Below are 19976 nucleotides of genomic sequence, written 5' to 3'. Positions count from 1 at the left end.
ATCCCGCTCCTTTGCTCGTAGATCGACGTCATCGTGCACACCAAACACACCGACCAGGACGCGTCCCGCCTGCAGGCCGCACTTGCCGCCGCTGACTGGCCTGCTCTCACCCGCCTGTGCCGCCAGGTGCTGCGCAAGAACGGCCGCCACCTCAGCGCCCACCGGCTGCTGGGCTTCTCGCTGAACAAGCAGCGCGAGTTCGACGCCGCCCTCAAGGCTTACCGACAGGCCTATGTTTACTGGCCTGAGGACGCCGAGCTACTCGTCAACTATGCCAACGTGCTCATTGAGCAAGCACGCAATATCGACGCCCTGCCCCTGCTGGAAAAAGTGTGCGAACTGCGCCCCCAGCAGGCCATTGGCTGGATCAAGCTGGCCGAATGCTGCTACCTGCTGACCCAACACGACAAGGGCTTTGACGCCAGCCAGAAGGCCGCCGCCCTGGCCGAGACCCTGCACGACCGCGTCGCCGCACTCATGCAAAGCGCCATCCACCGGCGCGAGCTGGGCCAGGTGCGCGAGGCTGTCAAGGACTGCGAGACAGCCATCGCCCTGCGCTACAACGACCCAGGCAACTACACCAACAAGCTATTGTTCATGCTGGCAGATCCCCAGGTGAACGCCGCCCAGCTATCGGCAGCCGCGCGGCAGTACGGCGCTGTGTTCGAGCCGCCGCTGCGCCCAGAATGGCCTGATTTCCAGGAGCACCGGGGCTCGCCATGGCGGCGCCTGAAGATCGGTTTCCTCTCCCCCGACTTCCGGGTGCACTCGGTGATGTACTTTGTGGAGGGTCTGCTGGCGCAACTGGACAGGCGGCAGTTTGAGGTTTTCGCTTTCTATCTGTTCCCGCGGGACGATCACGTCACCGAGCGCGTCCAGCGCCATGCCGACCATTTTGTGCCCCTGGCCGGTTTCAGCCCGCAGCAGCAGGCCGAGGCCATTCGCGCTCAAGGCATCGACATCCTGATCGACCTGGCGGGCCACACCGGCAACAACGGCCTGCTGACGCTGGCCCATAAGGCTGCCCCGGTGCAAGTGTCATGGCTGGGGTTCCCGGCCACCACCGGGCTTACGGCCGTGGACTACAAGTTCACCGACGAGATCACCGACCCGCCCGGCGCCGAAACGCAGTACACAGAGCAGCTCTACCGCTTGCCCACGCTGTTTGCCTGCTACCGCCCCATGAGCCGCAACCCGCTGTGGCGCTACCAGCCGCGCTACCAGGTGCGCCCGGCGCCCGCGCTCGCCAACGGCTTCATCACCTTTGGCTCGTGCAACAACCTGGGCAAGCTCACCGACGACGTGCTGGCCCTGTGGGGCCAGGTGCTGGCGGCCGTGCCAGGGTCGCGCCTGCTGATCGAAGGCAAGAACCTTGACCGCCCCGATTTTGCGCAGGCCTACCAAGAGCGCTGCGAGCGCTTGGGCCTGCCCCCAGGGCGGGTAGACCTGGTGGCGCAACGCACCGAGAACCAGTACCTGACCTACCACCTCATCGACATCGCGCTCGACCCCTTCCCGCTGACCGGCGGCACCACCACCTTCGACGTGCTGTGGATGGGCCTGCCCATCGTGTCGATGGTGGGCGAGAGCTTCAAGAGCCGCATGGGCGTGGGCCTGCTGGCCTACCTGGGCCGCACCGAATGGCTGGCCGAGACGCCCGAAGAGTATGTGCGCATCGCTACGGACCTGGCCACTGACGTACAGGCGCTGAACACGCTGCGGCTGGGCCTGCGCGGCGAGGTTGAGACCTCGGCCCTCATGCGAGAGGACATCTTCAACCACCACTTCTCGGAAGGCTTGCGTGTCATGTGGCTGCAGTGGCTGGCCAAGGCCGAGCACCCGGACGACCCCAAAGCGCAGGCGCAAGCGATTCAGGAATGGCTGCCCCAGCTGCCTGAGGAATGGACCCACGGCCCGGTACCCGGCGTGGGCTTGAAGCCCGGCCAGCGAGTGAGCCTGCACGAGGCCCATCAGCGCCTGCAGGACCTGGTGGAAAAAGCCAAGGCCACGCCTGTCCCCGCGTCTGCCACCACCACCGAGCACCAGATCACGAACCGCCACTGGATCGCCGTGACCGAGCTGGCCGAAACCGTGCTCAGCGCCGTGCCTCACGACCCCGTGGCCCTGGCCTGCCTGGCCGAGGTGGAGCATGCCCACGGCCACACCGAATTTGCGGTGACCTACCTGCAACATGCCACACAGGCGATGGGCCTGGGCTCCACTTCAGCGACGTGACACCCGCAGACGCCTGGCAGCACTGGCTACTCCGCCCAGGTAAATACTATAGATTTAATAGCGCCATGCGCTTATCCATAAAGCGCTATAGCGGCATGTTGAATCATGTTTTCGATCACAAGCCCCTGCCATCACCCCTTGCGCCGCAGAAACCCGTGCGGCGCCACCGTGACCTGCAGGCGCTGCTCCATCTCGGCGTCGATCTCGAACTCGGCGTGCCCGGCCAGCCACTGGTGCACCGCCGTCTTGGGGTTGTTGCCCACGTCCCAGGGGCGGTCGGCAAAGAACTTGGGCGGCATGTCTTCGACAAAGGTGTCAAACACCACACAGTAGCTGCCGGGCGTGACCAGCGGCGCGTAAGCATCGAGTTCGCCCAGCACATGGTCGTGCGTGTGCATGGAATCCAGGCACACCAGCACGCGCTGGTAGCCCTGGGCAAACTCGTGCACCTGCTGCACCACCTCGGGCGCAATGGCAGAGCCCTGGACCATGGCGATGCGGCTGGCCATGGGGTGGGATTCGATGGCCGCGCGGTTGTGCGCGCGGATGTCGATGTCTACCCCCAGCACCTTGCGCCGTGACGCGCGCGGGTCCATCGTGGTGCCGGCTTCAATCGCATCGCTCATGTCGAGCAGCGCCAGAAGCGAGGCGCTGAGCACCAGCGAGCCACCGTGGGCAATGCCGGTCTCGATGATCAGATCCGGCCGCACGCGCCACACCAGCTCCTGCATGGCCACCATGTCCTGCGGATACTGGATGATGGGCCGGCCCATCCAGTCGAAGTTGTAGACGTACTGCCGCTGCATGGACGCCTGCAGCCAGTCGCGCGACAGGGTCTGGAAGGTGGAGTCCTGGGCATAGCCCGCAAGGCGGTCACGGCGTTCCTGGGCGAATTGGTCAACGGGGTTCATGGCGGGGGTACTCCAACAGGGTCGTTCGACGGCGGAAAAGGCAAGAGGTCATCGGCCAGCACGGCGCGGGGTGCCACACCCCATTCACCCTGCAGGCGCAGCACGTTGATGGGGGGAAACGCCTGCAGCGGCGCCTGCCCGGCCACCTCCACGCTGCAGCCCGTGCGCGCCTGCAGCCAGGCCAGCCACTGGGCGTGAGTAGTCTGGCGGCCGCTGGCCACGTTGTAAGTGGCGGCGCGGCCTGCCAGCGCAATGCGCGGCAGCCAGTCCAGCAGGTCGTCCACATGCACATAGTCTTTGGCGGACTGCGGATCGGAGCGCAGCACAATGCGGCCGCCCTGCGCCTGGTGCAGCAGATCGGCCACCAGGTTGCCGGAGGCAGCGTCCATGCCCGGCCCGACCACGTTGGACAGGCGCGCCACGCGCACTCCGGGGCGCCCGCAGGCATGGCACAGCGATTCGCCGGTGAGCTTGGTGAGGTTGTACAGGTAGGACAGGTCACCCGGCAGCACAGCCAGGGGCGCGTCTTCGTCGGTGCGGGTGGCGCCCATGTAGACCCGGGTGGACGACAGGTACAGCAGCGAGTGGAACTGCGCGCGCCGCAGCACCTCGGCCAGCAGGCCCACATGGGCGTCCACCGTGTCGAACGGGCGCGTGCGGAAGTCGGCGGTGAGCCCCACGCAATAGATCACATGGCCCAGCGGCCGGGTGAACACCTCGGCAGCGCCGCGCGCAGGCGACCACACCGAGTGGCCTTGGGCCTGCAGATGGGCCACCAGGCGGCTGCCGATGTAGCCGGAGGCGCCCAGCACCGTAAACGTCGAAAGGGGCAGGCCCGTCACCGGCGCTCCCCCACGGCCGCCAGCGGTTGCCCGGCGTACACGGTGTACGCCAGCAGCTCGCCGCGCACGATGGAGCCCGCGCCCACCACGCAGCCACGCCGCAGCACGGCACCGTCGAGCAGCACGCAGTTGGCGCCAATCCACACGTCGTCCTCAATCACGATGCCGCCCTTGCTGGGCAAGAACCCCTGCTCGCGGATCAGGCAGCTGCGGTCGGCATAGGCATGGTTCACCGGCGCAAAGGTGCAATTGGCGGCAATCGCCACATGGTTGCCGATGTGGATGCCGTTGCCGGTGTAGAGCACGCAACCCGCGTTGATGACCACATGCTCGCCCACCACCAGGTCGCCGCTGCCGCCCGCAGGCTTGACCTTGACGAAGCTGTCGATCACCGAGTGGGCGCCCACCACGATGCGTGTGCCGCGCACCGAGTCTTCGATGTCTGCGAGGTGCGAGACCTTGGCAGTGGGGTGCAGTTCGATCACCTAGAACACCTCAAGGCGCGGCACGGCCACCACCATCTGCGCACCCCAGCTGCGCGTGTAGTCGAGTTGCTCGGCCACCTCGCTGCGCAGGTTCCAGGGCAGGATGAGGATGCGCTGCGGCTTGTGGGCGCGCAGGTGCGCCTCGCCTACGACGGGGATGTGGCTGCCGGGTAGGTACTGGCCTTGTTTGGCGGGATTTTTGTCCACCGCGTAGGGCAGCAGGTCGGGCCGCACACCGGCAAAGTTGAGCAGGGTGTTGCCCTTGGCGGCCGCCCCGTAGGCGCCCACAGTGATGCCATCGGCTTGGCATTGCAGCAAAAATGTGAGCAGCTCGCGCTTGACCCGTATGGCCTGGGCCTGGAAATCGCTGTAAAAACCTTCGCCCAGCATGCCCGCCGCTGCCTCGGTGGCCAGCAGTTGCTGCACGCGGACAGCGCCTTCCATCGTGGCCTGCGGATGGCCCACCGCGTCGGCGCGGGCGGCAAACACGCGCAGGCTGCCGCCGTGGGTGGGCAGCTCCTGCACATCGATCACCGCCAGGCCGTTGGCCGCAAAGATGCGCTGCACCGCCGTGAGCGACAAATAGGAATAGTGCTCGTGGTAAGCCGTATCGAACTGGCAGCCCTCCACCATGCGCAGCAGGTGCGGAAACTCGAAAGTGGCCACGCCGTGGGGCTTGAGCAGCCGCGTGAAGCCGCCCACAAAGTCGTTGATGTCGGGCACATGGGCCAGCACGTTGTTGGCGGCAATCAGGTCGGCCTGGCGACCGGCGGCGGCCAGCTCGTCGGCCAGCGCCACGCCAAAGAAGCGCTCCACCACCGCTATGCCTTTGGCGCGGGCTGCTGCCGCCGTGCTGGCGGTGGGCTCCACCCCGTAGCAGGGGATGCCAGCCGCCTGCACGTATTGCAGCAGGTAGCCGTCGTTCGACGCGACCTCGACCACGCGGCTGTCGGCGGTCAGCCCCAGGCGCTCGCGCATCGTCTCTACGTACGCCTTGGCATGGGCGAGCCACGACGAGGAGAACGAGCTGAAGTAGGCGTAGTCGTCGGTGAATAGCGCCTCGCGCCCGGCGTGGTCTTCGGTCTGCACCAGCCAGCAGGTTTCGCACACCAGCAGGCGCAGGGGGAACCAGGACTCGGGCGCGCGCAGCGCGGCCTCGCTGAGGTAGGCGTTGGACGGGGGCGCGCTGCCCAGGTCCAGAAACGGCAGTTGCAGCGGGCTGCCGCAGTGTCGGCACTTCACAGGCGCACTCCTTCAAATTCTTCCGCCATCCAGGGCTGCGCCGCATCGCGAGGCGAGAGCTGGCTTGCGGGCAGGGGCCAGGCGATAGCCAGGCGCGGATCGAGAGGGTTCAGGCCTGCTTCGGCCGCGGGTGCGTAGGCCGCAGAGTGGCAGTAGAGCAGCTCGGCATGGTCGGTGAGCGCCTGAAAACCGTGTGCAAAGCCGGGCGGGATGAGCAGCGCGCTGCCATTGTCGGCCGACAGATGCTCGGCATGCCAGTGCAGAAAAGTGGGCGAGCCCTGGCGCAGGTCCAAGGCCACGTCCCAGACCTCGCCGCGCAGGCAACTCACGAGTTTCATCTCGGCGTGCGGCGGCTGTTGGTAGTGCATGCCGCGCACGGTGCCTTTCAGCGCCGTGTAGCTTTGGTTGATCTGGGCGATGGGGCTCGCCCAGCCAGCGCCCGCCAGTTCGTCGGCGCAAAACATGCGGGTAAAAAAGCCACGCTCATCCACCAGCGGCTGGCGTTGCACGCGAAAGAGCCCCGCCAGCGGGAGCGGCGCCAGGGCGAGGCGACTCATGGGCGCGCCTCCCAGGCATCGATGTCTGCCAGGCACAGCGCGCGGGCGTCGGCGCCGCCGCGCTGCTGGCGGTACCAGTTCATGGTGCGGGCCACGGCCGTGCTCAGCGCCCAGTGGGGGGCCACGCCCAGCACCTGGCGGGCGTGCGCGGTTTCCAGCGCGAGCCAGCCAGCTTCGTGCGGGCCTTCGCTCTCGTTTTCATAGCTAGTAGCGCTTACTGGATAAGCAGCAGATGCCAATTCGATGACATTTTTGACCGTGGCTGCCTCGTGCGGCAGCGGGCCAAAGTTGTAGGCACCGGCCAGCGCGGGCGATTCCCACAGGCGCTGGGCCAGGCGCAGGTAGGCGGCCAGCGGCTCCAGCACATGCTGCCAGGGGCGCGTGGCCTGGGGGCGGCGGATGTGCAAGGTTGCACCCTTTTCCCAGGCGCGCACAGCGTCGGGCAGCAGGCGGTCTTGGGCCCAGTCGCCGCCGCCGATCACGTTGCCCGCGCGGGCGGTGGCCACGGCGATGCCCTGTGCGGCCAGGAAAGAATCGCGGTAGCTGGCGGTGACCAGCTCGGTGGCGGCCTTGCTGGCGCTGTAGGGGTCGTGCCCGCCCAGGGCGTCGTCCTCGCGGTAGGGGTAGGCCCATTCGCGGTTGCGGTAGACCTTGTCGGTGGTGACCACCACGGCCACGCGCACGCCAGCCAGCCCGCGCAGGGCATCGAGCAAATGCGCCGTGCCCATCACGTTGGTGGAAAAGGTATCCAGCGGCGCTGCATAGCCGGGCCGCACCAGCGCCTGCGCGGCCAAGTGCAGCACGACCTCGGGCCGGGCGGCGCGCACGCGCATGGCCAGGGCCTGGGGGCTGCGGATGTCGCAGAAATGGCTCTCCATGCCCGGCGCGGCCTGCCCCAGCTGGGCCAGGGTGAACAGGTTGGGCTCGGTGGCGGGCGGCAGCGCCACGCCGGTGACCTGCGCGCCCAGGCGCTGCAGCCACAGGGCCAGCCAAGCGCCTTTGAAGCCGGTGTGGCCGGTGAGCAACACGCGCTTGCCGCGCCAGAAGTCGGGATCAGGGCGCATCGTGGGTTACCAGCACTTCCACGGCGCGCGGCCCGATTGCCACAGGTCTTCGAGCAGGTTTTTCTCGCGCAGTGTGTCCATGGGCTGCCAAAAGCCCGTGTGCTCAAACGCGCGCAGCTGGCCGCTGGTGGCCAAGCGGGCCATGGGCTCCAGCTCCCAGCTGGTGGCGTCGCCGTCGATGAGGTTAATGACTTCAGGCTGAAGCACAAAAAAGCCGCCGTTGATCCACCCGCCGTCGCCACGCGGTTTTTCCTCAAACCCGGCCACGGTGTCGCCATCCCGCACCAAGGCACCGTAGCGGCCCGGGGGCTGCACGGCCGTCACCGTGGCCTGGCGGCCATGGGCCCGGTGGAAGGCAAACTGGGCCGTCATGTCAAGGTCGGCCACTCCGTCACCATAGGTAAAGCAGAAGGGCTCGCCCGACGGCAGGTATTCCTGCACCCGGCGCAGGCGACCGCCGGTCATGGTGCTTTCACCCGTGTCCACCAGCGTCACGCGCCAGGGCTCGGCATGGCGGTGGTGCACTTCCATGCGGTTGTTGGCCATGTCAAAGGTCACATCGGACATGTGCAGGAAGTAGTTGGCGAAATATTCCTTGATCACGTAGCCCCGGTAGCCCAGGCAGATGATGAAGTCGTTCACGCCATGGGCGGCGTACATCTTCATGATGTGCCAAAGGATGGGCCGCCCACCGATCTCGATCATGGGCTTGGGACGCAGGTGCGACTCTTCCGAGATACGGGTGCCCAGGCCGCCCGCCAGCAGTACAGCTTTCATGCCCGCAGCATAGTGCAGGCCCTACGGACCAAAAAGGTGCAGTCGCTGCAGAAACACCTTTCAAATGAGGCGTTTGCATGCGCTACCTCCAGGCAGATAGCGGACGCGCCGCAAATATGCGCAACCCGATTGATATCAATTTGATAGCACCAAAGGCAATAAAGAAAAGCGCCTCACGGCGTTCTGACACAAAATTCTGAGCACAACCAGCCCGAAAGCCCACCAAGAGCCCTCTGCATCCGGTTGACCAGGGACGCGCCTACAGCCCCGTCAGTAACATCTCCAGTCGAGCCACCGGCACGAGCGGCCAGCAGTCATTCGCCCAAGAAACCCCCTGTTGACCGTTCTCTTGGGGCATTTCGCGTTCTGCAATCCGATACATTTACAGTAACCTTCGGTCACTCCGTGGACTGCAGCCCCACCAATGCAGTCATACCCCTGCCGCCGCCCTACACGTCTAAAGCATGTTTGTCATCATCGGTTACGTCGTCTGCCTCGGCTGCATCTTCGGTGTGTACATCGTGCACGGGGGCAATATCAGCGTGATTCTCAAGGCGCTGCCGTTCGAGATCATCACCATTCTGGGGGGGGCACTGGGTGCCTTCGTGGTGAACAACCAACCCAAGGTGATCAAGGCCACCATGGCTGCGCTGCCGATGGCGCTCAAAGGCTCCAAATACACCAAGGAGCGCTACATGGAGCTGATGGCCATGCTCTATGACATCCTTCAAAAGGCCCGCAAGGAGGGGCTGATGGCGATTGAAAAGGATGTCGAGGCGCCGCACGAGTCGGAAATTTTCAAGAAATACCCCACGGTGGGCAGTGACCACCATGTGATCGAGTTCACCACCGACTACCTGCGCATGATGGTGTCGGGCAACCTGAATTCCCACGAGATCGAAGCGCTCATGGACAGCGAGATCGACACCCACCACCAGGAAGCACACGCCCCGGTGGCCGCCCTGGCGCGCCTTGCAGGCGCCCTGCCCGCCTTCGGGATCGTGGCCGCCGTGCTGGGCGTGGTGAACACCATGGGCTCGGTGGGCCAGCCGCCCTCCGTGCTGGGCGGCATGATTGGCTCGGCGCTGGTAGGCACTTTCCTGGGGATTCTGCTGGCCTACGGCGTGGTGGAACCGCTGGGCGGACTCGTCGAGCAAAAGACCGAGGACGCCGCAAAGGAACTGCAGTGCATCAAGTCCACCCTGCTGGCCAGCATGCAGGGCTACAACCCTGCGACAGCGATCGAGTTTGGCCGCAAGGTGCTGTTCTCCAACGTCCGCCCCAGCTTCTCTGAGCTGGAAGGGCATGTGAAGGGCAAGAAGTAGCAGCAGCGAATGCAGTAGCCGCACCCCAACGCCCCCGCCACCATGGCAGAAAAAAAACTACAACCCATCATCATCAAGCGCGTCAAGAAAGGCGGCCACGCGGTGCATGGTGGCGCCTGGAAGATCGCTTATGCCGACTTCGTGACGGCGATGATGGCGTTCTTCCTGCTGATGTGGCTGCTGGGATCCACCGCCAAGGGCGAATTGCAAGGCATTGCAGCGTATTTCGCCTCACCATTGAAAGTGGCGATGACAGGGGGCGACGGTTCGGGCAACAGCTCCAGCGTCATTCCAGGTGGCGGCAACGACTTGGCCAAGGTGCATGGCCAGGTGCGCCGCTCCGACGTGGAAGAAGCCAAACAGCGCCGCATGAGCATTGATGCGGCACGGGCCGAACGCGCAAAGCAGGATCAGGAACGCATCAAGGCCCTGGAGGCCAAGATCGATGCGCTGATCACCGAGAACCCGCGCCTGAATGAGTACAAGTCGCAGATCCGCATCGACATCACGCCCGACGGCCTGCAGATCCAGATCATTGACGACCAGAACCGCCCCATGTTCGACAGCGGCAGTGCGTTGGTAAAACCCTACATGCGCGACATCCTGCGCGAAATCGGCGCGGCCTTGGGTGGCGTCGAAAACCGCATCAGCCTCGCAGGCCACACCGACGCTGTACCTTATGGCAACAGCGAAAAGGGATACAGCAACTGGGAGCTGTCGGCAGACCGCGCCAACGCATCGCGAAGGGAGCTGGTCTCCGCAGGCATGCCAGACGCTAAACTGGGCCGTGTGGTGGGCTTGGCGGCCAGCGATCTGCTGGACCCCAAAAACCCACGGTCCCCCTCCAACCGGCGCATCACCATCACGGTGCTGACCCGGGAGGCCGAAGAACGACTCATGGGCAAAGGGATCCCCGAAATCACGTCCACAGAACTGCTGACTGAAAAGCGGGAAAATCCCCCCCCTGGCAGGTAACAGTTACGACTTGTCACCAAACCTGCTGCCCATGACAATGCCTACAGTAAATCTCGACTGAAAGGGTCCCAAGTGACCACAGCCCTTCGTTTTTTGATCGTTGACGACTTCTCCACCATGCGACGCATCGTTCGCAATCTGCTCAAAGAGAGCGGTTTTGCAGACGCTGATGAGGCCGAGGATGGTGTCGCCGCACTCAACAAGCTGCGCAACAGCAAGTTTGACTTCGTGGTCACCGACATCAACATGCCCAACATGAACGGCTTCCAGTTGCTGGCCGAGATCAAGAAGGACGACAAGCTCAAACACCTGCCCGTCCTGATGGTGACCGCCGAAGCCCGCAAGGAAGACATCGTTGCCGCTGCCCAGGGAGGCGCTGCGGGTTACATCGTCAAACCCTTCACCAAGGCAACCCTGGAAGAGAAGGTGACCTTGATTCTGAAGAAGATGGGGTTATGACACCATGGACGACACACCGGACAACAGCCAGCCTGCCGATGTTCACCACAAGATTGGTCTGCTGACGCGCCAGCTTCACGATTCGCTTAACGAGCTGGGATATGCCGACAAGCTGCGCGGCTCCATGGGCGAGTTGCCAGACGCTCAGAGCAGGCTTTCGTATATCGCCCGCCTGACCGGAGAAGCGGCCGAGAAGGTGCTCAACCGCGTCGAACAAGCCAAGGCTCAGCACGACTACATCGCGGCAGAAACGCGCCGGGTCGTCAATTCACTGGTGGCGGACCCGGTGGCGGCCGTGGCCAAGGGCGAAATCTTCAACTTTCTGACCGACGTGGAGCGCGTGACCAAGGAAGCCGACACGCACCTCACCGAAATCATGATGGCGCAGGATTTTCACGACCTCACCGGCCAGGTGATTGCGCGCGTGGTGAATCTGGCAGCCACCATTGAAGAGCAGCTGGTGCAACTGCTCATCCAGACGGCTCCGCCCAGCGCCCAGGCGCCCGCCGAGCCCGCCCGCGCAGCGCATCTTCAGGGCCCGGTGGTGGACCCGGAGAACACCCCCGACGTGGTCACCGACCAGTCCCAGGTGGACGACCTGCTGGCCAGTCTGGGCTTCTGACGCTCCGTTTTCAGTCTGACAACCCTCCAGCGCTAGTGCAATATGACCTGATTGCTATCATTTTTAAAAAGAATGGCAGTAATCCACGGCGCGGGTCAGACACAGACCCGCCGCTAGACACACCCCAGGCACCACCGAAAAGAGGGGGCTGCAGCCCCCTTATCAGCCTTTAGATTTCCAGGTCGCTCACGACAATGGCATGACACCAGCCGTCATGCCACCATGGAATCCAGCCAAGAAAAAAGCCTCCCCGCGTCAGAACGCAAGCTGCAAAAAGCGCGCGAAGACGGCCAAGGGGCACGCTCGCGCGACTTGTCGCACCTGGCCATCCTGGGCGCGGGCGCCGCATGCATGCTGCTGCTGGCCCCACAGCTGATGGACCGCATGCAGTGGGCCATGAGCCAGCAGCTGGCGTTCAATGCGGCCACGGTGATGACGCCAGGCACCATGCTCTCGCGGCTGCAGGACATGGTCATCGTGGGCTTGGTGGCCAGCACGGTGTTTGCTACCCTCACCAGCGCTGCGGGGCTGATCAGCGCCATCGGGGCGGGCGGCTGGATTCTCAGTGCCAAGCCCATCACACCGCAGTTCAACCGACTCAACCCGATCTCCGGACTGGCCAACCTGTTTTCCAAGCAGCAGATGGCCAACGTGGCCAAGATGGTGCTGATGACCGCCATCCTGACCTACGTGGCCTGGAAGTTCCTGGGCAACAGCATAGAAACGGTCGCCATGCTGGTGCTGCAACCCTCGCCGCTGGCCATTCGCCAGATTGCAGACTGGCTGACCTCGGGCATGAGCCTGTTGCTGCTGGTCGTGTTTCTGGCTGCCTTGGTGGATGTGCCTTTGCAGGCGTTCTTCTTCAAGGAACGACTGAAGATGTCGCACGAGGAAGTCAAGCAGGAGCACAAGGAGTCTGACGGCAACCCCCACACCAAGGGCCGCATCCGCCAGAAGCAGCGCGAGATCGCCGACCGGGCCAGCGTAGGCGCGGTCCCCAAGGCCGACTTTGTGGTGATGAACCCCACCCACTACGCCGTGGCCCTCAAATACGACGAGAAGACCATGAGTGCGCCCCAGGTCATCTCGCGCGGCACCGACCTCATCGCCATGAAGATCCGCGACGTGGCCAAGGAGCACAACGTGCCCGTGCTGCAGTCGCCCATGCTGGCCCGTGCGCTGTATGCCCATGCCGAGCTGGACCAGGCCATCCCCGCGACGCTCTACACCGCCGTTGCCCAGGTGCTGGCCTATGTGTACCGCCTCAAGGCAGCCCTGCGTGGCGAAGGCCGTATGCCCGACAGCCTGGTGGAGCCTTTCGTGCCGCCTGAACTCGATCCGCTGAACCGCACCACGGTGCAAGGTGCTGCCGTATGAACACCTCCGTAAAGTCTTTGCAGCAATGGGCTGGCACCAATGCCAGCGCCCTGCAGGGCCTGTCGGCACCACTGCTGGTGGTGGCGATTCTGGCGCTGATGGTGCTGCCCATCCCCCCGTGGCTGCTGGATGCATTTTTCACGCTCAACATCGCCGTCGCGCTGATGGTGATGATGGTGGCGGCGTACATGCTGCGTCCGCTGGACTTCGCGGCATTCCCTTCGGTGCTGCTGCTGACCACACTGATGCGCCTGTCGCTGAACGTGGCCTCTACGCGCGTGGTGCTGCTCGAAGGCCACCAGGGCCCTGGCGCAGCGGGTGCAGTGATCGAGGCCTTCGGCCACTTCCTGATCGGCGGCAACTTCGCCGTCGGCCTGATCGTTTTTGCGATCCTCGTGGTGATCAACTTCGTGGTGATCACCAAGGGCGCCGAGCGCATTGCCGAAGTGTCGGCGCGCTTCACCCTGGACGCCATGCCCGGCAAGCAGATGGCGGTGGATGCCGACCTGAATGCGGGCCTGATCGACGAAAAAGAAGCCAAGCGTCGCCGTGCCGAAGTGGCGGAAGAAGCCAACTTCTTCGGCTCCATGGACGGCGCGTCCAAGTTCGTGCGCGGCGACGCCGTGGCGGGCATCCTGATCCTGCTCATCAACATCATTGGCGGCTTCGCCATTGGTGTGTTGCAACACGACCTGTCGGCCAAGCAGGCCGCAGACAGCTACATCCTGCTGGCCATTGGCGATGCGCTGGTGGCACAGATTCCCGGCCTGCTGATTTCGGTGGCAGCCGCCATGGTGATCTCGCGCGTGGGCAAGGACCACGACATGGGCCGCCAGATCGTTCAGCAGCTGTTCATGTCGCCCCGCGTGCTGGGTGTGACGGCAGGCATCTTGATCCTGCTGGGTTTGATCCCCGGCATGCCGCATGTGGTGTTCCTGACCATGGGCAGCCTGCTGGGCTACGGCGCCTGGGTGATGTATGAGCGCCAGAAGGTTCCCCCGGTGGTCGAAGCCCCACCGCCGCCCGCCACCGATGGCGAAGCCACCTGGGACGACTTGCAGCCCGTGGACCTGCTGGGCCTGGAACTGGGATACCGCCTCATCAGCCTGGTGGACAAGAGCCGCCAGGGCGACCTGCTCACCCGCATCAAGGGCGTGCGCCGCAAGTTTGCACAGGAAGTCGGCTTCCTGCCCCCTGCCGTGCACGTACGTGACAACCTCGAACTCAAGCCCAGCGGCTACCGCATCACGCTGCGCGGCGTGGTGGTGGGCGAGGGTGAAGCCTTCCCTGGCATGTTTCTGGCCATCAACCCCGGCGGCATCACCACGCCGCTGATCGGCACGGCCACCACCGACCCTGCCTTTGGCCTGCCAGCACACTGGATCGACGATCGGCAAAAGGAAGCCGCACAAATGGCCGGTTTTACCGTCGTTGATTCCGAAACCGTGATGGCCACCCATTTGTCACACTTGATGCAAGTGCAAGCCGCCAAGCTCCTCAGTCGCACGGAAACGCAGCAACTGGTGGAACACGTGGCCAAGCTGGCCCCCAAGCTCATCGAAGAAGTGGTTCCGAAAATGGTCTCCATCGCAACGTTCCAGAAAGTCCTCCAGCTGCTGCTGGAAGAGTCTGTGCACATCCGCGATATCCGCACCATCATCGAAACGCTGGCCGAGCATGCTGGTGGCGTCTCGGACCCCGTCGAGCTGGCCCGCCGCGTGCGCATTGCGCTCTCGCCCGCCATCGTCCAGCAGATCTACGGCCCCACCCGCGAGCTCAACGTCATTGCCATCGAGCCCGGCCTGGAGCGCCTGCTGGTGCAAGCCCTGGGCAACACGGCAGGCCCCGCGCTCGACCCCGGCGTGGCCGACATCCTCACACAAAAGGCCGCCGAAGTGGCCCTCAAGCAGGAAGAGATGGGCCTGCCCGCCTGCCTGCTGGTTCCCGACCAGATCCGCAATGCCATCTCCCGCCTGGTGCGCCGCGTAGCGCCCCGCCTGCAGGTGCTGGCACACAGTGAAATTCCAGAGACCCACACCATCCGTATTGGGCCGATCCTTAAAGGTGCATCAGCATGAACATCAAACGCTTTACCGCCCCCACCTCCCGGGAGGCTCTGGCCAAGGCGCGCATGGCCTTTGGCGACGGCACGCTGATTCTGTCCAACCGCCCCACGGCCAACGGCGTGGAAGTGGTGGCCACGGCCGAGGACACGCTGTCGGCTCTGGACGGTGGTGCGCCCACCGCTTCGTCCAATCCGCCCCTGCTGGCGCCCAGCACTGCGCGCAGCACCCCACAGCGCGCCAGCCAATTGGCAGTAGCGTCGGGCCTGGGACGCAACCCGGTCGAGGAAGACACCGAACAGCTGGCCATGAGCACGCTGTCGTTCCAGGACTATGTGCGCGAACGCATGCTGCGCCGCCGCCACGAGGCACTGAATGGTCCCTCGGAACCCCAGACACTGTCTGAACGCAGCCGCGACCAGGAACCGGAACGTGAACGCATGCCCGCGCCCTCGGTGGCGCGCCACAACCCGCTGCGCACCATCCCGATGGACATGCCGCCCGAGCCACCGCGCCGTCGACAGGAAGCTCCCAGCGCCCACCTGATCCAGTCGAACAACCAGCAGAGCGTAATGAACGAGCTGCACGCGATGAAAGAGTTGATCGAAGACCGCTTCAACACGCTGGCCTGGCTGGGGCAGGCGCGCCAGAACCCGATCCAATCCAACCTGATGCTGAAGATGATCCGTGCTGGATACTCCCCGTCGCTGGCCCGCGCCGTGCTCGAACGCATGCCCGAAGACCTGTCGGCGGGCGAATCGGTGCGCTGGCTGATGGAGGTGCTGGAACGCAACCTCAAGACCGACCAGACCGATCCCCCCCTTTATGAACAGGGCGGCATCTTCGCCATGGTGGGCTCTACGGGTGTGGGCAAGACCACAACCACCGCCAAGCTGGCGGCCATGTGCGCCCGCATCCACGGCCCCGGCAGTGTGGGGCTGATCACGCTGGACACCTACCGTGTGGGCGCGCACGAACAACTGCGCACTTACGGGCGCATGCTGGGCATCGTGGCCCACCTGGCGCACGACCGCGCCGCGCTGCAAGACCTGCTGGGCCTGCTCAGCGGCAAGAAGATGGTGTTGATCGACACCACCGGCGTGGCCCCCAGGGACCCCCGCAAGCGCGACATGCTGGATGTGCTGGACCTGCCCCATGTGAACCGCCTGCTGGTGCTCAACGCCGGCTGCCATGGCGACACGCTGGATGACGTGCTGACCGCCTTCAAAACCGACGGCTCGCAACAGGCCATCCTGTCCAAGGTGGACGAGGCCGTGAAGCTGGGCCCCGCCATCGACGCACTGATCCGCCACCAGATGGTGCTGCGCGGCGTGACCAACGGCCAGCGCGTGCCCGAGGACTGGGAGCGTGCCAACGCCCACCAGCTCATCAGCGCCTCCATGCGGTCGCCGGCGAAGTCGGCTTTCGACCCCAAGGCCACGGACCTGAACTTCTTCTTCTCGCACTCTCCTGACACCGTGACGGAGGGGGGGCTGGTCGATGCTTGATCTGGGTTTTCACCAGGCGGCCAGCCTGCACAGCCTCACCCCGCAGGCAGAGCTGCGGCTGCTGGCAGTCGCCAGCCAGGGCAACACGGCGAGCGGCCTGGAAACGCTATGGCAGATCTGCGCCAGCCTGCAGCGGCTGGGCTATCCGGTGGTGGTACTCGACGGCACGGCGCAGGAGTCCGACGACAGCCCCGGGCTGCTGCACCTGCTGCAACATGCAACGTGGAATGACGGCGCCAGCCTGAACCTGGGCGCCACCGCATCCTCCCTCGCCGTGATTCCAGCGGCCAAGGGGCTGCAGCACCTGAGCCGCAAGGCCAGCGGCAGCACACGCTCGCCCATGGAGAGCTTGCTGCCCTGCTTCAGGACTTACGGCCTCATGGTGATTCACGCACCAGCCTCCACCCTGGGGCCCCTGCTCACCCACACGGCTACGGTGCCGCTGGTGGTCATGGGCAGTGGCGCAGCGGGCGTGATGACCAGCTACAAGAGCCTCAAGCAGATTGCGCTACACACTGGCTTGCCCTGCATGGTGGCCGCTTTGCTGCACGGCAACACCGCCGCCGAACGCCGCAAGGCCCAGTCCCAGCTGATGACCTTGCAGGCATGTGCCGAGCGCCATCTGGGCGGCCCGATACGAACCACCACCATTGCCACTCAGAACCCCCAGGAGCTTCAGCGCCTGGCCTTGCAACTGCTGGAAAATGCGGGCACTATGAACGGAGCGCTGGCTGCGCTGACACCCAGCAACTTGACAGGCATGCCTGCGCATTTTGTCCGGAGCCACTGACCAGAGCCTGTGATGCACCTCTACGTACGTACGTTGACCCGAAACGCTCCCCACGGTCTGGCAAGTTGCTGGCCCCCGGCGGCGGAAAAAGATCGGGTGATGGCACCCCCAAGCGGCTCCAGAACAAGATCGCATACCCGCCCTACCAGTGCATAACACCCTCTCTATGTACACCGCCAAAGGCCAGCTTGATCGCGATGCCATGATCCGCCAGCATGTACCGCTGGTCCGGAGGATTGCGCACCACATGATCGCCAAGCTGCCTCCCAATGTCGAGCTGGATGACTTGATCCAGGTCGGCATGATGGGGCTGGCCGAAGCTCTGTCGCGCTACGAAGTGGCACAGGGCGTGCAGTTTGAAACCTTTGCCACCCAGCGCATCCGGGGCGCCATGCTCGACGAGCTGCGCGAGGGCGACTGGATGAGCCGCAGCTCGCGCAAGAGCCAGAAAGACATTGAACACGCTGTGCACCGGCTGGAGCAAAAGCTGGGACGCAGCCCGCTGGAGTCCGAAATAGCCAGCGAAATGGGCATGAGCCTGGCGGACTACCAGAATCTGCTGGGCAAGGTCCGGGGCACCCAGCTGGTGTACCTGGAAGACATGACGCATGGCAACGATGACGAGGACGGGTTTCTGGACCGCCACGTTGCCGACAGTGCGGCTGACCCGGTGGAGCTGCTGCGTGATCAACGGCTCAAGACGTCACTGGTCAACGCCATCAAAACCCTGCCGGAGCGCGAGCAGCACATCATGGGCATGTACTACGAACATGACATGAACCTCAAGGAAATTGCTGCCGTGCTGGGCGTTACCGAGTCGCGCGTGTGCCAGCTGCACAGCCAGTCCATTGCCCGGCTGCGGGCCAAGATGCGCGCGCACTGAGCGCGCCTACCGGCGGACACCAGGCGCCGCGCAGGTCGTTGCGCAGGGCCCTAGGGTTACGGGCCGACGCTTGTTGCGACCTGGCCCACAACCCCTTCAGAACAATGGATGGCGCTCAGCTTGCGGACCGGTAGATGCGCGCTACGCCCGGCGCGGTTCCGCGAGTACCCAGGCCATCGCCATAGGTAGCCGCCGCATTGGAGGGAGGCAGCAAGCCGGCGGCCTGACGGTCCGTGCTGGCAGCAAGCCGGGCCAGGCTCTCACGGTGCAGGACCAGCATGCTGCGGATCGCATCCGCGCGCTTTTGCAGCGACGCCGGCAGAGGCACCCCACGCGCGGCCGCCTGCTCCAGCACACGTGAAAAATCGGCCGCTGCATCACGCAAGGCCGTACTGTGTTTTTCCAGGGAGGTGGGGTCTGCCGCGAGAAGTGCGGCGGAGACTTGTTCGATCAGCTGCTCAACAGCAGAGAGAGATTCTTCCAGAGACATGGCGCATTGTGCGATGGATTGCGCCCCGGAGCAAAATGCCGGTCAACCCCGCGAGCGGGACAGGATCTCCTGGGCATTGGACAGCAGCTTGTCGGCGATGGCTTCGGCATCTACCGAAAATTCACCCTTATCGATGGCTGCGCGCACGGCCTTGACCTTCCCAGCATCAAAATCTGCCGTGCTGCGGGTGGCGGGGCTGAGCGCCCGGGCTGCGGTGGAAACGGTGACAGGCACACCGGCGGATGACGCAACCAGTGCGTCTTTAGTGGCTCCCTCAGCAGCGCTTGCTGGGGCCTTGGCTTGCTTGGCAAGCCCCGTCGGCGGCAACCCGCCCGGCAGTTCCGGTGTTTGACCTATCTTCATCGCTCTCTCCACCACCCCGTTGGATGTGGGGCATCAGTAGCAATGTTTTCGACCCATCTGGCCCGGACTTTAGCCATTTATTACCGGGGGGTCATCACAGAGTGACGTCCACCGTCCCAGAATCATTCACAGTCCCACTGACAATGCGCCCATTCTCCATGCGCACACGCACAGTCTGTCCGGCAGAACCCGCGGTCAGCGCCTGGCCCGCAGAACTGACCGCATAACCCGGCCCCTGGGCCACGACCTTCACCTGTGCACCGGCCTTGAACAGCAGGGGGGCACGCACCATGGCCTGGCGCACCGCCTGCCCCGACACCAGCTGGCGGGCAGCGGTCTGGCCCACCCACAGGTCAGGATTGGCCAATACGGGAGAGGTATCAGCCGCCCAGTCCACTTCGGCCTCGGTGGCGTCATTGGCGGTCAACACAGCGCCCGGTGCCACATTGTTGGTCAGCACCCATGCCGGGCCAAACGCTTTGATGGTAACGGGCAAAAACACATTCCATGCAGTGGCGCCCTCCACACAGCGCAGCCCCAGGCGAGTGCGGCCCCACAGGCGGGCACCTACGGGCAGATAAGGTTCAACCCGCGCACAGGGAGCCAGCCGCAGACGTGAATCCAGTGAGCCAACACTTACTTCCATACGCAGCGGCAGCGCAGAGGACTGATTGCGAGCCAGGGCATCGTCCAGCCAGCGCTGGGTAAGCGGCCCAAGGTCCGCCGCGGGGTCTGCCGCCGACTGGGCGTGCGCAACACCACTGGGACCCAGCGCAGCCACAGCCAATACACCCACCAGGCAGAACGTACGCACCAAGTCGCCGGCACGCACAACCAGCGTCTGCCGGGTGGCGCCGCACAGCGCGGCGTCGGTGCTGGTGTCAGAAAAAAGGAAGTGGGCGGTCATAGGGGCCTCCTGGGCATCGGCTGGCAGGCTGCCCGCGCACGAGGTGCTACGGAAGGCAGTGGCCATTTCACCCCTGGAACTATAGGCAGATGGCCCAGGCG

Annotated in this window: 20 protein-coding genes; 10 read left to right on the top strand and 10 right to left on the bottom strand. The window is 64.7% G+C overall.

The window, feature by feature from the left end; all coding sequences use genetic code 11:
* Nucleotides 1–33: 33 nt before the first annotated feature.
* Nucleotides 34–2235: an O-linked N-acetylglucosamine transferase, SPINDLY family protein gene (locus tag AC1Q64_RS17665; RefSeq protein ID WP_492252225.1), complete on the top strand. Its 2202-nt coding sequence runs from the start codon at nucleotides 34–36 to the stop codon at nucleotides 2233–2235.
* Nucleotides 2236–2366: 131 nt separating this feature from the next.
* On the opposite strand, the gene AC1Q64_RS17660 is transcribed toward AC1Q64_RS17665, so the two are convergent.
* Genes AC1Q64_RS17660 through rfbF form a run of 7 tightly spaced genes read right to left on the bottom strand, consistent with a single transcriptional unit; the run spans nucleotide 2367 to nucleotide 8113 of the window.
* Nucleotides 2367–3146 carry a cephalosporin hydroxylase family protein gene (locus AC1Q64_RS17660; RefSeq protein ID WP_492252224.1) on the bottom strand — a complete coding sequence of 260 codons (780 nt, stop codon included), beginning with the start codon at nucleotides 3144–3146 and terminating at the stop codon, nucleotides 2367–2369.
* Entirely contained in the window at nucleotides 3143–3988 is an 846-nt protein-coding gene (locus AC1Q64_RS17655; protein WP_492252223.1) for an NAD-dependent epimerase/dehydratase family protein, read from the bottom strand. The genes AC1Q64_RS17660 and AC1Q64_RS17655 overlap by 4 nt, the downstream gene beginning before the upstream one ends.
* Entirely contained in the window at nucleotides 3985–4473 is a 489-nt protein-coding gene (locus tag AC1Q64_RS17650) for an acyltransferase (RefSeq protein ID WP_291435159.1), read from the bottom strand. Before AC1Q64_RS17650 ends, AC1Q64_RS17655 begins: the two co-directional genes overlap by 4 nt.
* Entirely contained in the window at nucleotides 4474–5715 is a 1242-nt protein-coding gene (locus tag AC1Q64_RS17645; protein ID WP_492252222.1) for a methyltransferase domain-containing protein, read from the bottom strand.
* Complete coding sequence (locus AC1Q64_RS17640; protein ID WP_492252221.1) at nucleotides 5712–6272, bottom strand: dTDP-4-dehydrorhamnose 3,5-epimerase family protein; 561 nt, start codon at nucleotides 6270–6272, stop codon at nucleotides 5712–5714. Before AC1Q64_RS17640 ends, AC1Q64_RS17645 begins: the two co-directional genes overlap by 4 nt.
* The gene (rfbG, locus tag AC1Q64_RS17635; RefSeq protein ID WP_492252220.1) at nucleotides 6269–7336 is read right to left on the bottom strand and encodes a CDP-glucose 4,6-dehydratase; all 1068 of its coding nucleotides are present in this window, start codon (nucleotides 7334–7336) and stop codon (nucleotides 6269–6271) included. Before rfbG ends, AC1Q64_RS17640 begins: the two co-directional genes overlap by 4 nt.
* 6 nt (nucleotides 7337–7342) lie before the next feature.
* Complete coding sequence (rfbF, locus tag AC1Q64_RS17630) at nucleotides 7343–8113, bottom strand: glucose-1-phosphate cytidylyltransferase (RefSeq protein WP_492252219.1); 771 nt, start codon at nucleotides 8111–8113, stop codon at nucleotides 7343–7345.
* A gap of 464 nt (nucleotides 8114–8577) precedes the next feature.
* Between rfbF and motA the strand changes: the two genes are divergently transcribed.
* The 9 genes from motA to AC1Q64_RS17585 all read left to right on the top strand — a co-directional run bounded on the left by motA (nucleotide 8578) and on the right by AC1Q64_RS17585 (nucleotide 18115).
* Entirely contained in the window at nucleotides 8578–9438 is an 861-nt protein-coding gene (motA, locus tag AC1Q64_RS17625) for a flagellar motor stator protein MotA (RefSeq protein ID WP_056172898.1), read from the top strand.
* A 42-nt stretch (nucleotides 9439–9480) separates the two neighbouring features.
* On the top strand, nucleotides 9481–10413 hold the full coding sequence (motB, locus tag AC1Q64_RS17620) for a flagellar motor protein MotB (protein ID WP_291435150.1): 933 nt from the start codon (nucleotides 9481–9483) through the stop codon (nucleotides 10411–10413).
* 72 nt (nucleotides 10414–10485) lie between these two features.
* A complete protein-coding gene (gene cheY, locus AC1Q64_RS17615; protein WP_010466076.1) occupies nucleotides 10486–10872 on the top strand; it encodes a chemotaxis response regulator CheY in 387 nt (128 codons plus the stop codon).
* Between the two features lie 4 nt (nucleotides 10873–10876).
* Entirely contained in the window at nucleotides 10877–11494 is a 618-nt protein-coding gene (locus AC1Q64_RS17610) for a protein phosphatase CheZ (RefSeq protein WP_260668655.1), read from the top strand.
* Nucleotides 11495–11716: 222 nt separating this feature from the next.
* Complete coding sequence (locus tag AC1Q64_RS17605) at nucleotides 11717–12871, top strand: EscU/YscU/HrcU family type III secretion system export apparatus switch protein (RefSeq protein ID WP_492252218.1); 1155 nt, start codon at nucleotides 11717–11719, stop codon at nucleotides 12869–12871.
* On the top strand, nucleotides 12868–14949 hold the full coding sequence (gene flhA / locus AC1Q64_RS17600; protein ID WP_056065684.1) for a flagellar biosynthesis protein FlhA: 2082 nt from the start codon (nucleotides 12868–12870) through the stop codon (nucleotides 14947–14949). The genes AC1Q64_RS17605 and flhA overlap by 4 nt, the downstream gene beginning before the upstream one ends.
* On the top strand, nucleotides 14946–16442 hold the full coding sequence (flhF, locus tag AC1Q64_RS17595; protein WP_436076973.1) for a flagellar biosynthesis GTPase FlhF: 1497 nt from the start codon (nucleotides 14946–14948) through the stop codon (nucleotides 16440–16442). The genes flhA and flhF overlap by 4 nt, the downstream gene beginning before the upstream one ends.
* On the top strand, nucleotides 16435–17232 hold the full coding sequence (locus AC1Q64_RS17590) for a hypothetical protein (RefSeq protein ID WP_056065678.1): 798 nt from the start codon (nucleotides 16435–16437) through the stop codon (nucleotides 17230–17232). Before flhF ends, AC1Q64_RS17590 begins: the two co-directional genes overlap by 8 nt.
* A 166-nt stretch (nucleotides 17233–17398) precedes the next feature.
* Complete coding sequence (locus AC1Q64_RS17585) at nucleotides 17399–18115, top strand: RNA polymerase sigma factor FliA (RefSeq protein ID WP_056065675.1); 717 nt, start codon at nucleotides 17399–17401, stop codon at nucleotides 18113–18115.
* A 115-nt stretch (nucleotides 18116–18230) separates the two neighbouring features.
* Here the strand turns inward: AC1Q64_RS17585 and AC1Q64_RS17580 are convergent, their stop codons facing one another.
* The 3 genes from AC1Q64_RS17580 to flgA all read right to left on the bottom strand — a co-directional run bounded on the left by AC1Q64_RS17580 (nucleotide 18231) and on the right by flgA (nucleotide 19875).
* Entirely contained in the window at nucleotides 18231–18605 is a 375-nt protein-coding gene (locus tag AC1Q64_RS17580; protein WP_492252217.1) for a hypothetical protein, read from the bottom strand.
* 42 nt (nucleotides 18606–18647) lie between these two features.
* The gene (gene flgM, locus AC1Q64_RS17575; RefSeq protein WP_291437919.1) at nucleotides 18648–18968 is read right to left on the bottom strand and encodes a flagellar biosynthesis anti-sigma factor FlgM; all 321 of its coding nucleotides are present in this window, start codon (nucleotides 18966–18968) and stop codon (nucleotides 18648–18650) included.
* A 94-nt stretch (nucleotides 18969–19062) separates the two neighbouring features.
* Nucleotides 19063–19875, bottom strand: coding sequence for a flagellar basal body P-ring formation chaperone FlgA (gene flgA / locus AC1Q64_RS17570; RefSeq protein WP_492252216.1), 813 nt, complete (start codon nucleotides 19873–19875; stop codon nucleotides 19063–19065).
* Nucleotides 19876–19976: the final 101 nt, after the last annotated feature.

The organism is Acidovorax sp. GW835-FHT14G06 (assembly GCF_058793595.1).
This window is presented reverse-complemented; position numbering and strand designations above follow the sequence as displayed.

Bases quoted from the DNA above. Each gene is read 5' to 3' on its own strand.
- flhA (WP_056065684.1), top strand. From the start codon at position 12,868: ATGAACACCTCCGTAAAGTCTTTGCAGCAATGGGCTGGCACCAATGCC.
- motB (WP_291435150.1), top strand. From the start codon at position 9,481: ATGGCAGAAAAAAAACTACAACCCATCATCATCAAGCGCGTCAAGAAA.
- flgM (WP_291437919.1), bottom strand. From the start codon at position 18,968: ATGAAGATAGGTCAAACACCGGAACTGCCGGGCGGGTTGCCGCCGACG.
- AC1Q64_RS17610 (WP_260668655.1), top strand. From the start codon at position 10,877: ATGGACGACACACCGGACAACAGCCAGCCTGCCGATGTTCACCACAAG.
- AC1Q64_RS17590 (WP_056065678.1), top strand. From the start codon at position 16,435: ATGCTTGATCTGGGTTTTCACCAGGCGGCCAGCCTGCACAGCCTCACC.
- motA (WP_056172898.1), top strand. From the start codon at position 8,578: ATGTTTGTCATCATCGGTTACGTCGTCTGCCTCGGCTGCATCTTCGGT.
- AC1Q64_RS17660 (WP_492252224.1), bottom strand. From the start codon at position 3,146: ATGAACCCCGTTGACCAATTCGCCCAGGAACGCCGTGACCGCCTTGCG.
- flhF (WP_436076973.1), top strand. From the start codon at position 14,946: ATGAACATCAAACGCTTTACCGCCCCCACCTCCCGGGAGGCTCTGGCC.
- flgA (WP_492252216.1), bottom strand. From the start codon at position 19,875: ATGACCGCCCACTTCCTTTTTTCTGACACCAGCACCGACGCCGCGCTG.
- AC1Q64_RS17640 (WP_492252221.1), bottom strand. From the start codon at position 6,272: ATGAGTCGCCTCGCCCTGGCGCCGCTCCCGCTGGCGGGGCTCTTTCGC.
- AC1Q64_RS17585 (WP_056065675.1), top strand. From the start codon at position 17,399: ATGTACACCGCCAAAGGCCAGCTTGATCGCGATGCCATGATCCGCCAG.
- AC1Q64_RS17580 (WP_492252217.1), bottom strand. From the start codon at position 18,605: ATGTCTCTGGAAGAATCTCTCTCTGCTGTTGAGCAGCTGATCGAACAA.
- AC1Q64_RS17605 (WP_492252218.1), top strand. From the start codon at position 11,717: ATGGAATCCAGCCAAGAAAAAAGCCTCCCCGCGTCAGAACGCAAGCTG.
- rfbF (WP_492252219.1), bottom strand. From the start codon at position 8,113: ATGAAAGCTGTACTGCTGGCGGGCGGCCTGGGCACCCGTATCTCGGAA.
- rfbG (WP_492252220.1), bottom strand. From the start codon at position 7,336: ATGCGCCCTGATCCCGACTTCTGGCGCGGCAAGCGCGTGTTGCTCACC.